Annotated in this window: 13 protein-coding genes; 8 read left to right on the top strand and 5 right to left on the bottom strand. The window is 44.2% G+C overall.

Features of this window, described 5'->3' with window-relative positions; genetic code table 11:
• Positions 1-21: 21 nt before the first annotated feature.
• From ON006_RS06780 to ON006_RS06770, 3 genes are all read right to left on the bottom strand, one after another.
• On the bottom strand, positions 22-819 hold the full coding sequence (locus ON006_RS06780; RefSeq protein ID WP_244819239.1) for a ParA family protein: 798 nt from the start codon (positions 817-819) through the stop codon (positions 22-24).
• Positions 820-983: 164 nt separating this feature from the next.
• Positions 984-2,006 carry an SPASM domain-containing protein gene (locus ON006_RS06775; protein WP_244819240.1) on the bottom strand — a complete coding sequence of 341 codons (1,023 nt, stop codon included), beginning with the start codon at positions 2,004-2,006 and terminating at the stop codon, positions 984-986.
• Positions 2,007-2,084: 78 nt separating this feature from the next.
• Positions 2,085-2,546, bottom strand: a complete 462-nt coding sequence (locus tag ON006_RS06770; protein ID WP_244819241.1) for an Lrp/AsnC family transcriptional regulator — start codon at positions 2,544-2,546, stop codon at positions 2,085-2,087.
• A gap of 179 nt (positions 2,547-2,725) precedes the next feature.
• Between ON006_RS06770 and ald the strand changes: the two genes are divergently transcribed.
• From ald to ON006_RS06755, 3 genes are all read left to right on the top strand, one after another.
• Positions 2,726-3,838 (top strand): alanine dehydrogenase, encoded by a 1,113-nt coding sequence (ald, locus tag ON006_RS06765; RefSeq protein ID WP_244819242.1) that lies wholly within the window; start codon positions 2,726-2,728, stop codon positions 3,836-3,838.
• 453 nt (positions 3,839-4,291) lie between these two features.
• The gene (locus tag ON006_RS06760) at positions 4,292-6,076 is read left to right on the top strand and encodes a DEAD/DEAH box helicase (protein WP_244819243.1); all 1,785 of its coding nucleotides are present in this window, start codon (positions 4,292-4,294) and stop codon (positions 6,074-6,076) included.
• A gap of 66 nt (positions 6,077-6,142) precedes the next feature.
• Positions 6,143-6,664 carry a DinB family protein gene (locus ON006_RS06755; protein WP_244819244.1) on the top strand — a complete coding sequence of 174 codons (522 nt, stop codon included), beginning with the start codon at positions 6,143-6,145 and terminating at the stop codon, positions 6,662-6,664.
• An 18-nt stretch (positions 6,665-6,682) separates the two neighbouring features.
• On the opposite strand, the gene ON006_RS06750 is transcribed toward ON006_RS06755, so the two are convergent.
• Positions 6,683-7,717 (bottom strand): zinc dependent phospholipase C family protein, encoded by a 1,035-nt coding sequence (locus ON006_RS06750; protein WP_244819245.1) that lies wholly within the window; start codon positions 7,715-7,717, stop codon positions 6,683-6,685.
• 346 nt (positions 7,718-8,063) lie between these two features.
• Here ON006_RS06750 and ON006_RS06745 point away from each other — a divergent pair, with 346 nt between their 5' ends.
• Positions 8,064-8,468, top strand: coding sequence for a Dabb family protein (locus tag ON006_RS06745; RefSeq protein WP_244819246.1), 405 nt, complete (start codon positions 8,064-8,066; stop codon positions 8,466-8,468).
• A gap of 69 nt (positions 8,469-8,537) precedes the next feature.
• On the opposite strand, the gene ung is transcribed toward ON006_RS06745, so the two are convergent.
• Positions 8,538-9,203 (bottom strand): uracil-DNA glycosylase, encoded by a 666-nt coding sequence (gene ung / locus ON006_RS06740; protein ID WP_244819247.1) that lies wholly within the window; start codon positions 9,201-9,203, stop codon positions 8,538-8,540.
• Between the two features lie 150 nt (positions 9,204-9,353).
• Between ung and apaG the strand changes: the two genes are divergently transcribed.
• The 4 genes from apaG to ON006_RS06720 all read left to right on the top strand — a co-directional run bounded on the left by apaG (position 9,354) and on the right by ON006_RS06720 (position 12,781).
• Positions 9,354-9,740 carry a Co2+/Mg2+ efflux facilitator ApaG/CorD gene (apaG, locus tag ON006_RS06735; protein ID WP_244819248.1) on the top strand — a complete coding sequence of 129 codons (387 nt, stop codon included), beginning with the start codon at positions 9,354-9,356 and terminating at the stop codon, positions 9,738-9,740.
• Between the two features lie 47 nt (positions 9,741-9,787).
• Positions 9,788-10,564: an O-methyltransferase gene (locus tag ON006_RS06730; RefSeq protein ID WP_244819249.1), complete on the top strand. Its 777-nt coding sequence runs from the start codon at positions 9,788-9,790 to the stop codon at positions 10,562-10,564.
• Between the two features lie 109 nt (positions 10,565-10,673).
• Positions 10,674-11,642 (top strand): DUF2157 domain-containing protein, encoded by a 969-nt coding sequence (locus ON006_RS06725; protein WP_244819250.1) that lies wholly within the window; start codon positions 10,674-10,676, stop codon positions 11,640-11,642.
• Complete coding sequence (locus ON006_RS06720) at positions 11,639-12,781, top strand: hypothetical protein (RefSeq protein WP_244819251.1); 1,143 nt, start codon at positions 11,639-11,641, stop codon at positions 12,779-12,781. Before ON006_RS06725 ends, ON006_RS06720 begins: the two co-directional genes overlap by 4 nt.
• The last annotated feature ends 19 nt before the right edge of the window (positions 12,782-12,800 follow it).

The raw sequence follows: 12,800 nt of genomic DNA, 5'->3' as shown, positions 1-12,800 counted from the left end.
GCGCTATTCAAATCGTGTTAATCAGTTCACTCCCAGCTGTTTATCGGAAGATAGCAAACCATTTTTACTGAGAATTTCTCTTGCCAGATTCAAATAGCTGACAGCACCTTTGCTATCTGCATCCTGTGCCATCACTGGAATTCCAAAACTTGGCGCTTCACTGATACGTACGTTACGAGGGATAATGGTATTAAAAACGAGTGACTCAAAGTGGTTAGTAACCTCATTTACAACCTGATTGGATAAACGCAGGCGCAAATCATACATGGTTAACAGTATGCCTTCAATGACCAGCCCGGTGTTCAGGCGGGATTGAATGATTGTAATTGTATTCAATAACTTACCCAAACCTTCCAGCGCGAAATACTCGCATTGCACCGGAATGATCACCGAATCCGCTGCCGTCAGGCTGTTAATCGTGATCAGACCCAATGACGGAGAGCAGTCGATGACGATAAAATCGTAGTCTTCGCGCACTTCCGCAATGGCATCCTTCATCCTGTGTTCACGGTTTTTAAGATTAATCATCTCAATTTCCGCTCCTACCAGATCAATGTGCGAGGGTAATAAATGCAGGTAAGGAAAATCGGTTTCAAGTATAATATCGGCCGTTTTTGCCTGCTCAACCATGCATTCGTAAATACTATTTTCCATTTCCTGGGGGTTAAATCCCAGCCCCGAAGTGGAATTTGCCTGAGGGTCAGCGTCAATGATCAGCGTCCGGAACTCTAGCGCAGCTAAACTAGCGGCCAGGTTAATAGCAGTGGTGGTTTTCCCTACTCCTCCCTTTTGGTTTGCAATTGCAATTACTTTGCCCATGTATTAATTTCTGTTACCAATGTCAAATTTCCATTATTCGGGACAATTCACCAAAAAATGTTCCACGGAGTTTCAAATTAAATAAATAAGTGACTGTCTGTCAGAAATATATCTAACATTATTATTTGGTTAAAAATAAAATAGCATTGAAATAGGGGGATGTTTCACGCCCAAACCTGGGTCCCTTCTGTGCAATTTTTGCACATTTCAATCTCGGAGCGCGACCGGATCAGCGAAGCCCGGAAGTCCTGATACTTCTTGCCTTTCCAGAGCTGCCGGAAAGTCTGCCGCTTCATATCTCCCAGCTGGTATTCCGCGTCTTTGTCAAAACAGCACGGTACAACTGCCCCATCCCAGGTAATCACGCACGAATGCCACATTTTCCAGCAATGGTCGACAAATTTATTTTTAATAGAATAGCGCCCGGTTTCATGCTTTTCGTACCGCGAATATTTCTCAATGGTAGGTATCAGATCAGAGCCTTCCTCGTAGTCATAGATCTGGGCGGTTTTTAGTCCTACCTCATCCACGCCCATTTCCTCCGCGAGCTTTTTAACGTCCTCAATCTGATGTTCATTGGGTTTTACAACCAGAAACTGAAAAATCACGTGAGGCGTACTCGACTTCAATTCCTTTTTCCATTTAATGATGTTGCGGGTTCCCTCCAGCACTTTTTCGAGGTTCCCTCCTATCCGGTACTGCTGATAAACATCCTGTGTGGTACCATCAATGGAAATGATCAACCGGTCCAGTCCCGATTCAACCGTTTTTCTGGCTTTCTCATCCGTCAGGTAATGCGCGTTGGTAGAAGTAGCAGTATAAATGCCCTTGTCATGCGCATACTGAACCAGTTCGAAGAATTTCGGATGAAGGTAAGGCTCTCCCTGAAAGTAAAAAATGAGGTATAATAATGTATCAGCCAGCTCGTCAATGGTCTTTTTATAGAGCTTTTCCTCCATCATTCCGGTCGGTCTGGTAAAAGAACGCAGGCCGCTGGGACATTCCGGGCAACGCAGGTTACAGGAGGTGGTAGGTTCAAAAGAAATGGCGATCGGCATTCCCCAATGAACCGGGTTACCCGTTGCTTTTGAATAAAAGTAACTACTCAATATCTGAATGGCATTCCAGGCTCTCTTCACTGTCACTTTGGACATCAGGTTCAGGCCATCTTTAAAATTTTTATTCATTACTATGGCTATTCGGCTGCCAGCTATCCGCTATCGGCCTGATTTTAAGGATTGATTTAGTGCTTTTGTCCTTTCCAATTAAACGACAGCAATCCCTGTGGTATATTTGATTTCGGAAATTACAAAATAACTGCTGATGTGTAACACACTTTTCAGAGCAGAAAGTTTGTGCTGGTAAAATTGGTTGTATGCTTCCCCATCTTCGACCACTACTTTGAGCATGTAATCGAAATTACCCGAAACCACCGAGCATTCCAGTACCTCGCTCATGTTGACGATGGCCTGGTTAAAGTCCTCAAAGCTTTCCTTGCGTTGTTTGTCAAGGGTAACATTGCAATAAACGACCAGCGCCTTCCCTAATTTTCTACGGTTGAGCAAGCAAACATACTTATCAATAAACCCCTCCTTTTCCAGCTTTCGTATCCGCTCGTGTACTGGCGTCACCGAAAGATTAATCTGGCTGGCTATTTCCTTGATAGTCAGCTGCGAATTCTTTTGAAGCAGATCCAGAATTTTCCGGTCTGTAGCGTCAGGTTGCATACAGTTTTTTTTATTGCTAACTGGGATCTCAAAGTGTACAGGCAGAATTTTTTCTTACATATACGTTCAAAAATAGTTTTCTTTTCTGTCTTAAATACATTTGATAGTAAGTTTTTCCATCATAAATTAATTTTGCAGTCTCTTTTCAATACTATCCAACACTGCAAATACCCCATCCAATGATCATTGGCGTACCCAAAGAAATCAAGAACAATGAAAACCGTGTGGCACTGACCCCGGCAGGCGTAACCGAATTCCGTAAACACGGTCATACCGTTCACCTCCAAGCTGGGGCAGGCAAAAGCAGCGGCTTTTCAGATGAGCAGTATTCAGAGGCAGGTGCAAGCATTCTTTCGACCATAGAAGAGGTTTACGCAATCGCCGAAATGATCATTAAAGTAAAAGAGCCGATCGCAAGTGAATATGAGCTCATTAAGCCCGATCAACTTCTGTTTACCTATTTCCACTTCGCTTCTTCCGAGCCGCTGACTCACGCCATGATCGCCCGGAAGGCTGTATGCCTGGCTTATGAAACCGTTGAGAAAACAGACAGAAGTTTGCCACTATTGGTACCAATGAGCGAAGTAGCAGGTAGAATGGCCGTTCAGGAAGGCGCCAAGTATCTCGAAAAACCCATGGGTGGCTTCGGAATATTGCTTGGTGGTGTCGCAGGGGTTAAACCAGCCAATGTCCTGGTTCTGGGCGGTGGGATCGTAGGTACCCAATCTGCAAAAATGGCGTCTGGACTTGGCGCCAATGTCACAATCGTAGACATCAGTCTTGCCAGACTACGCTATCTGGAAGATATCATGCCGGCCAACGTGGATACCGTTATGTCCAATGAGTACAATATTCGTGAATTGGTAAAAAGTGCAAATCTGATCATCGGAGGCGTGCTCATTCCAGGTGCAAAAGCACCGTCGCTGATTACCCGGGATATGCTGAAGCTGATGAAGCCGGGTACCGTTATGGTAGACGTGGCCATCGACCAGGGCGGCTGTTTTGAAACCTCGAAAGCGACTACCCACGAAGATCCTATATATGAAGTGGACGGTGTCGTTCATTATTGCGTAGCTAACATGCCTGGTGCTGTGCCTTATACCTCCACATTAGCACTGACCAACGCTACCCTTCCATATGCATTACAGCTGGCGAACCTGGGCTGGAAACAAGCCTGCTCTAACAATGAAGAGCTTCGCAAAGGCCTCAATGTTGTAAACGGGAAAGTGGTATTTAAAGGTGTTTCGGATGCATGGAACCTCCCATACACCGATGTAAAAGAATTATTCTGATCAACAAACCTCTCTGAAAAAAGCCTGGTGGGGACAGATACCTGCCAGGCTTTGCTTTTCTAAAAATATTACAATTAATTTCCTTGCTGCATTGCGGTTTCCATTATTATTCTTACTTTTGCATAAATTTTAACGAACATCCGTTCGCTTCTCTGCTTCATACACGGTTTGGCATTAGTTAGATTAGCCACCAACCTTAAATTTGCCCGGTTGGATTTCCCGTTTCTCATGCAGAGCCCCACGGATCGTTTGTGGTGGGCTTTGCGCAATCCCTGTTTAAATTATTAAGAACTGCCTTGTCTTGTTGTCCGTTTAACCGGCAGCTTGAAACGACAATAGCAAAATCATATTCCTGTGTTCAACTGAAACTGAATGCATTTTGTCGGAAAACTGTGGTTTATCCGTAGTGAAGAATAAAATTATCTCACAAGAATTAATACTAATAAACATATAATGACAACAGAAACTATTGAAAATTTCTCAGAGCTTGGTCTCTCTGAAAACATCATTAAAGCCTTAACTGAAATGGGTTTTGAAAAACCCTCTCCTATACAGGCACAAGGAATTCCAGCAGTAATGCAAGGATCTGACGTAATTGGTCAGGCCCAAACCGGTACCGGTAAAACAGCTGCATTTGGTATTCCCGTGCTGGAAAGAATTGACACATCTAACAACGCAGTACAAGCCCTTATACTTTGCCCGACACGTGAATTAGCAGTACAGGTTTCTGAGGAATTAGGCCGGTTGGGCAAATTCATGAGAGGCATCAGAATTGAAGCTATATACGGAGGCGACTCTATCGATCGCCAGATCCGCTCTTTGAAAAAAGGTGTACATATCGTGGTAGGAACTCCTGGTCGTGTCATGGACCACATGGAGCGCAAGACATTGAAATTTGACGAAGTAAGAATGATGGTGCTTGACGAAGCGGATGAAATGCTTGACATGGGCTTCCGTGAAGACATTGAAAGCATCCTTGCTGATATGCCGGAAGACCGTCAGACTATTCTTTTCTCGGCAACGATGTCGAAACCGATTATGTCGATTACCAAGCGTTTCCTTAATGATCCTATCCTGATCAAAGTGGTTCGCAACGAATTGACAAACGTGAATATCGAACAGGTATACTTTGAAGTGAAGCCACAGGCCAAAGTTGAAGTAATGACCCGTCTGATTGACATGCACCATTTGAAATCCCTTCTGGTTTTCTGCAACACCAAACGCAAGGTGGATGAGATCGTTGAAGACCTTCAATTGAGAGGCTATGCTTCGGAAGGTATCCATGGCGACTTGCGCCAGCAGCAGCGTAGCAATGTGATGAGCAAATTCAAAGCTGGTGTTACTACTATCCTGGTTGCAACCGACGTAGCAGCTCGCGGTATTGACGTAAGCGGACTGGATGGCGTGATCAACTACGACATTCCTTTGGATGAAGAATATTACGTACACCGTATCGGCCGTACTGGTCGTGCAGGTTTGTCAGGAAAAGCATTCTCACTGGTTGCCCGTGACGAAAAATATCGTCTTAAAACCATTGAAGGCTTTACGAAGGTAAAAATTGAAAAAGGAGTAATTCCTTCTTACGAAGATATCGTTGGTGTTCGTAAAGCACGTTTTGTTGAAAACATCTCTACATCCATCAAAGAAGGTGATGACCTGGATCTTTTCAATGATGTCCTGGAAATGTTGCATCACAGTGGCTTCACTACCGAGCAAATTGTAGGGGCTTTGGCCAAGCAAATCATGGGCGTTCAGAAAAATGAATACGCTGACAGCAACCTGGCATGGGAAGAAAGACGCGGAGAACGTGATGGCCGTCGTGAAGGTGGAAGTGGAGATAGATTTGAGCGTCGTTCGTCAGGCGGAAGCCGTTTTGAAAGAGGTAATGATCGCAGAGAAGGCGACCGTCGTGGTACAGACCGTTATGCACCAGCCGGAAGAAGCGAATCCCGCAGACCAGAAGGTGGCCGTGACGAATCGAAACGTAGCGCTACGCCGGAAGCAGGTATGACCCGCTTGTTCCTGAGCCTTGGCCGTAAAGACCATATCTTGCCAAAAGACATCGTTGGAGCCATCGCTGGCGAAGCCAACATTCCGGGAAAGACCATCGGCGCAATTGACATTTATGACAAATTTACATTCGTAGATGTTCCTGAGCGTGATGCCCGTGCGGTACTACGCGCAATGGATGGCAACACGATCAAAGGAAAGCCTGTCCAAATTGACATTGCCAAATAAGGATTCAATCATTGCGATTACTAAAAGGGACTTGTAAAAAAGTCCCTTTTTTTGTTACCTTCCCGCATGCAAAATATCGAAAAACTCGAAGTCTGGCTGAGAGGCCCGCTACCAGGCATACCGTCGCTGTTGCAGCCGGTCGCACATGCATTGCTTCAGGCGCAGGAGGAGATTGGCACATTCGCAAACGCCTTCCCTACCAGACTTTTATGGGAACGCCCCGAAGGTCTCGCCTCTGTGGGCTTTCATTTGCAGCACATCACCGGTGTACTGGACCGGCTTTTCACCTACGCATCAGAAGAATCACTCAATGAAACTCAGCTTAACTATCTTAAAAACGAGGGAAAAGAGCCTTTCGAAGGATGTTCCTATCAGGACCTACTGAACGCATTTGCAAAACAAGTTGGGCTTGCGATTGACCAGCTCAAACTGACAGATGAAAACACATTAACCGAAATTCGCTACGTTGGCAGGGCGATGGTCCCCTCCACCCAGCTTGGCCTGCTCTTTCACGCAGCCGAACATACGCAGCGGCATGTTGGGCAACTTCTCGTAACCGCACGGATATTGCTGGCAAGAAATGAATAGAAAGATCTTGATGAGTGATCAATTATCACCTTCCGGTCGGGCTTGAAAAAGTCGTTGCAGCCAGGTTTGATTTTCCACATCTTCCCCTTTTGAATTAATATTTTCACTTGGAAGGCTTTCCATTTTACCAAGATCAGGCCGACCGGCATTGACCCAGCAAGTATACCAAACGTCCCCTACCATTTTGACGGAAGCTTTCATCCGTCTTTCCACCTGATGATCAAGCATCCTGTGATACTTTTCTGAAAACTCACGGGAGTAAGTTCGGGTTAAAATATTATTCCTCAGCTCGTAGCTGTACTTTTTATCAGGTTTGAAATTACTGGTCAATTCCTTTTCAAAATAAAAAACAGAATCGCTGGCCTGATGCGATGCAGCCACGGTTTGCCATACATCCTCCGCAATGTTATTCCGGTATTCAGCTTCTCCAATCCATAAATCGTAGTCTCCCGCAAACAACTCAGGCAGGCGGGATTCCCAAAAACCATGAATACCTTCCTGATTACTGAGCTGTCCATTGTAGTTTTTGGTGGTATGCAAAGGAACATGCGAATCGGCAATGTAATGCCCCAGATCAGCCGACACTCTCAAAATACGGCTGACATTCTTCTCCCTAAGTGCATCAGTTAACTGAAAAGCAGCCGCCTGGATATGCCAGGGAACAATACCATGTTTTCTCAAACTATCCTCCCCCATCTTCTCGATAGCTTCCCGCCAGTATTTTGGCAACACCAGTAAGGCACTGTCACCGTAAACGTCCAGATCGATAAAATGTCTCTCCGCTTCGCCCACAACCGAGTATCTTCTTTTGTCGGGATTCGTTGCGTTCTCGGATAAATAGTCAATATGCTTTTTGTAGAAAAACTGCATTTCGGCGGGAAGACGGTAGACAGCCAATCTGTTGATCCGCTTGTGCGCCCAGAATCCCCACTGCGGCGAGAAGCCTGAAAGTAGTACTGTCGAAGACATCAACACGGTACAAATCAGCCATTTTACTTCAAAAAACCTGATTTTTTCTAAAACTTTTTTTGCGAAGTCACTTTTTGCTACCATACAATATTTGGCTGCTGGTTAATAGCCTTTTACTGCCATTCAGACGTGACTTGCAAAAAAAAGTAACGATCTCGCCCGGTTTTTAACGCATTTTTTTCATTTCTGCATTTTTGAATAAGCCTCATTGCACATTCCACACCAATTTTTCGTGCAAATACTAAAAACAATCATAGTTCGCAATCCAAAATTAAATTTCGAAAAAACAGGTTTTACGTATCATTCATTTCATTTTTGATCAATTTTTCAGAATAATTTATATTTTATATATAAATAATACAATTATTAAATATTGTTTTAACTTTGTATCAAGAAAATTTTAGAAATGTATCTTATCGAATAAGCAATAATGAAAACGAGAAATAAAACATTAGGATATTTAGTACCCATCTTCGCTTTGTGCGTCTTTATGCTGGTTATTTACGGAGCGTACGTACCGCACAAACCTGCTGAGATCCAGCGCGTGGTTTGTATCAAATTCAAAGCGGGAACTACCAACGAAGATGTAGAAAAACACTTACGCGATTTTGCGATCATGAAAAACGCGGTGAAAGATGTGGTTGCCTATTCAGCCGGTCACGTTCAGAAATCAGGAGCTAGCGAAAATCAATTTGATGTTATTCATTATCTGACTTTCCGGACCAAAGAGGGTGCGCAACAATATGCAGCCAATGCCGACCGCAAAGCATTTGTTAATGCGAACCAGGCTAATTGGGACGATGTGCTGGAAATGAATTCCAACATTGAAAAATAATTAACAATAGTAATAGGAGTGAAAATCTTAAAAAGAGTCGGGCATCCCGACTCTTTTTTTCGTGTTACCCTACCAGTCAATCTCTTCAAGTCCCTGAGCTTTTAAGTATTCATTGGCTTTACTGAAGTGATGCGTACCAAACCAACCACCGTTGTTGGCTGACATCGGAGACGGGTGTCGCGCTTTTAATACATGATGCTTGGATGCATTGATAATACTGCCCTTGTCCTGCGCATACTTTCCCCAAAGCATAAACACCAGATTTTCCTTATTATCCGACAGGCATTTAATCACAGCATCTGTGAACCGTTCCCAGCCTCGGTTTTGGTGGGAACCTGCCGCACCACTTTGCACGGTTAATGTCGCATTGAGCAGTAAGACGCCCTGCTTAGCCCACCTTTCCAGGTTTCCTGTCGCAGGCACAGGCTTTCCGATGTCTTCCTTGATCTCTTTAAAAATATTTACCAGCGAAGGTGGCATTCTTACACCGTCATTGACCGAAAAACAAAGACCGTTTGCCTGTCCAAGACCGTGGTACGGATCCTGGCCTAGAATAACCACTTTGCAATCGTCAAAACTGCAAAAATTGAAGGCGTTAAATATCTGTTTAGCAGGTGGAAATATCTGTTTTGATTTGTATTCATCCTTTATGAAAGCCGTAAGCGAAATAAAATAAGGCTTTTCAAATTCCGGAGCGAGGTGCACTTTCCATGACTGCTCAATTTTTACATCCATACCATTGTTTTTAATTTGGAAACCAAATTATATGATTTTTGATTTGGTTTTATCAGTAATTGATGACTATTTTCGTTTAAACGGAAGTATTATTAAGTATATTTAGCGCAATACCCACCGTATCCAAAACTCACTAACACCCTCACCTATATGGTTTCCAAAGTGACAGATGGTGTGAAAGTCACCGTATTAACGGAATATCAACCCGATTACTCCAACCCGGGACAAGATCATTACGTTTTTACCTATAAGATCCTGATTGAAAATCATAGCGAGCATACTGTTAAACTGCTGAGGAGACATTGGCTAATATATGATGCGAATGGTACCGTCAGGGAAGTAGAGGGAGCAGGAATTGTTGGTCTTCAACCCATATTGGAACCAGGTGATGTGCATGACTATGTGTCCGGCTGCAACCTGAGAACGGATCTGGGGAAAATGGCGGGTACATATTTAATGGAACGGGTGTTGGACGGGCGCCAATTCAGGGTAATCATTCCCGCCTTTTCACTGGTAGCACCCTACCGAATGAACTAGAATTATCAGCCTACCCGCGGTCCGACTTTCCCCTAAATGCCAAACCATTGATTGCAGCTTATTTAAAATACCTTTTACGTTCGGGAAACGAACACGCTATCCATTCTCCTTTCCTTTTCGAGCTCTACACACAGGTAATTTCTGCCAAGAAAGACGATAACCCCGACTATGTTGCGCTTAAATCTTTACGCAAAGAGCTTTTGCGATCCCAGGAGGAAATTGCGATCCTTGATCTTGGAGCCGGGTCACGCGTTAATAAATCCAACCTGCGTAAAATAAGTACCATTGCCCGGAATGCTGAAAAGCCAGCCAAATTCGGCAGGCTCTTCAATCGACTCATCCAACGATTGCAGCCACAAACCATTCTCGAACTAGGAACTTCACTGGGATTGACTACCTTATATATGGCCAAGGCAAAGCCAGATGCCGACATTATTACCTTTGAAGGCTGCCCCGAAACCGCAAAAAAAGCACAGCATCATTTTGATAGCTCCAATGCCGCCAATATTGAAATCGTATTGGGCAATATTGACCATACCCTTCCGGAGACATTGAAACGGATGAACAAGGTGCTGGACTTTGCCTACTTTGACGCCAACCATCGTTTTGAACCAACCGTTCGTTATTTTGAGGAGTGCCTGCCTTACATTCAAAATGATTCAGTCTTTATTTTTGACGACATATACTGGTCGGAAGGTATGACACAGGCCTGGGAACAGATTAAGGCACATCCACAGGTTACGCTTACAGTGGACCTGTTCTGGATCGGATTGGTTTTCTTTAGAACTGAGCAGGTTAAGCAGAATTTTGTGCTGCGTTTTTAAGTTAGCAACCCCATTGGTCACAACCCATTCCGTTAGATAAGTTCGAAGGTTCCCGCGCGGCTTTATTTATGTAAAGTTGCTATATTTACTTTCCCTCGTCTAACAATTGATGAATACACAAACTATACTTAACGCACTGATAAGCAAAGAAGTATTATCAGCGCCTCAGGCTTCCGTCATTGAATCTTACGAAGCTACCAAACCGTTTTCCATTCACTGGGAACTGCGTTCGGTTCTCTACCTGGGCATCATCCTTTTTACCTCGGGAATCGGGATCATTATCTATGAAAATATAGATACCATTGGTCATCAGGTAATCATAGCAGCCATTGCGGCCCTTACCGCCGCTTGTTTTTATTATACAGTGAAACACAGCCTGCCCTGTAGTAACCAGGAGGTCAGGAATCCCAATAAGTTCGTTGACCATGTGCTCCTGCTGGGCTGCACGCTGTTCCTGGCTCTGGAAGGTTACCTGCAGTTCCAATACAATGTCTTTGGTTCCCGCTACGGACTTGCGATCATTATCCCCACTATCATATTCTTTGCCTGCGCTTACCGTTTTGACCATCGAGGCACCCTTTCCATGGCCATTACCGGCCTGGCCTCATGGCTTGGACTGACGATAGCGCCATTGTCCATTTTATCTGGTAATGATTTCACCGCAGAAAGGATATTAACCACAGCAGTTGCGCTTGGAATTGTGCTGGTTAGCTTCGGATGGGTGTCGGACAAAAAAGATGTAAAGAAACACTTCTCCTTTACTTATATGTTCATGGGGGGAAACCTGGCCAGTATCGCGGCGATAATCGGCCTGTTCTCTCACGATCTAAAAATAGTCTACTTTCTGATCGGGATAGCCCTCTCCTGCTTTTTCGTCTACCGGGCCCGACATGCACAATCGCTGGTTTTTTTATTAATGGGGGTGATTTACGGCTACACTATCATTACTTATTCGATATTCACCACAGTTGGAGAAGATGCCGCAATCGCTTTGGGCACATTCTACTTCCTGTTTTCCAGCATTGGTGTCATCTTCTTTCTTTTAAACTTTAAAAAATTCCTTGGGATCAAGAAATGAAAAAAGCCTATAACGAAAACTGGATTGAAAACCTGCACATTCAACAGACGGCTTCCGCCTGGCTGTCCAAAAATCTGCTGACCAAGGAGCAGTATGAACAGGTAAAGGCCCTCTTCCCCGAACAATTCTATCGGCCAGGGATCTTCGTTAAAATCGGGCTATTTTTCTTTGCCACCATCGCCTGTTCCTTTTTTGTAGGATTTGTCTCTATCTTCTTCATTGACAGTGGTTCAGAGATTGGATTCTCTTTCCTCAGTTTAATTTGCGCAGTTTGTTTTACGGTCTTTTTGGAATATCTAATCAAAAACAGAGGATTATTCCATTCAGGAGTCGACAATGCATTGTTATATGCTGCCGTTTCGGCAGCTATGGTACCGGTTTTCATGCTTTTTGAAAATGCAGGATTCTGGATCTACGGCATAGTGGCGCTGGCCATTCTGATCCCGGTTATCTTGCGGTATGCGGACTTACTGGCTACCCTGATTGCCTTTGGAGTACTTTTTACATTGCTGGCAGACTTAATGATGAAATTCCCGTTGGGGAAAGCATTGCTTCCGTTTTCAGTAATGATCTTATCAGTGGTCGTTTATTTCATGGCTAAGAAAAACAAAAGCCTCTACTACCAGGATTGCCAGAAAGTACTCGAAGTGCTTTCACTTTTTACATTCTATCTGGGTGGTAACTATTTCGTTGTCAGAGAAGGGAATGCTTTAATGAACGATTTTAGCCTTCCTGTTTCTCCACAGATCTCTTTTGCACCTTTGTTCTATTTTTTCACAATCATTATACCGCTCGCATACATTGTAACTGGTTTGAGAAAGCACGACCGGATCCTATTCATCATTGGCTTGCTCGCTTTTGCGTTCTCCATTTTCACATACCGCAGTTATTTCAGTCAACTTACACCTTCGCAGGAGCTGGCAGTAGCCGGCGCGCTGATGATCTTCATTGCCTGGGCCGCTATTCGTTATCTGCATACGCCGAAACATGAACTATGCGACGAGCCCGATGGCAGGCGTAAACTCGCCAATCTGGAAGCCATTTTGGTTGCTCAAAATCTGGGGCAGACACCTCATGAAAACGGAATAGAATTTGGCGGGGGTAATTTTGGAGGCGGAGGAGCCGGGGAAGTTTATTAATTTGATAAAAATTAAGAAC

This window comes from Dyadobacter pollutisoli (assembly GCF_026625565.1).
GTDB lineage: Bacteria > Bacteroidota > Bacteroidia > Cytophagales > Spirosomataceae > Dyadobacter > Dyadobacter pollutisoli.
This window is presented reverse-complemented; position numbering and strand designations above follow the sequence as displayed.

Coding starts and splice junctions, on each gene's coding strand:
- ON006_RS06755 (WP_244819244.1), top strand. CDS start 6,143: ATGCAAAATATCGAAAAACTCGAAGTCTGGCTGAGAGGCCCGCTACCA.
- ON006_RS06725 (WP_244819250.1), top strand. CDS start 10,674: ATGAATACACAAACTATACTTAACGCACTGATAAGCAAAGAAGTATTA.
- apaG (WP_244819248.1), top strand. CDS start 9,354: ATGGTTTCCAAAGTGACAGATGGTGTGAAAGTCACCGTATTAACGGAA.
- ung (WP_244819247.1), bottom strand. CDS start 9,203: ATGGATGTAAAAATTGAGCAGTCATGGAAAGTGCACCTCGCTCCGGAA.
- ON006_RS06780 (WP_244819239.1), bottom strand. CDS start 819: ATGGGCAAAGTAATTGCAATTGCAAACCAAAAGGGAGGAGTAGGGAAA.
- ON006_RS06775 (WP_244819240.1), bottom strand. CDS start 2,006: ATGAATAAAAATTTTAAAGATGGCCTGAACCTGATGTCCAAAGTGACA.
- ON006_RS06750 (WP_244819245.1), bottom strand. CDS start 7,717: ATGGTAGCAAAAAGTGACTTCGCAAAAAAAGTTTTAGAAAAAATCAGG.
- ON006_RS06760 (WP_244819243.1), top strand. CDS start 4,292: ATGACAACAGAAACTATTGAAAATTTCTCAGAGCTTGGTCTCTCTGAA.
- ON006_RS06745 (WP_244819246.1), top strand. CDS start 8,064: ATGAAAACGAGAAATAAAACATTAGGATATTTAGTACCCATCTTCGCT.
- ON006_RS06770 (WP_244819241.1), bottom strand. CDS start 2,546: ATGCAACCTGACGCTACAGACCGGAAAATTCTGGATCTGCTTCAAAAG.
- ald (WP_244819242.1), top strand. CDS start 2,726: ATGATCATTGGCGTACCCAAAGAAATCAAGAACAATGAAAACCGTGTG.
- ON006_RS06720 (WP_244819251.1), top strand. CDS start 11,639: ATGAAAAAAGCCTATAACGAAAACTGGATTGAAAACCTGCACATTCAA.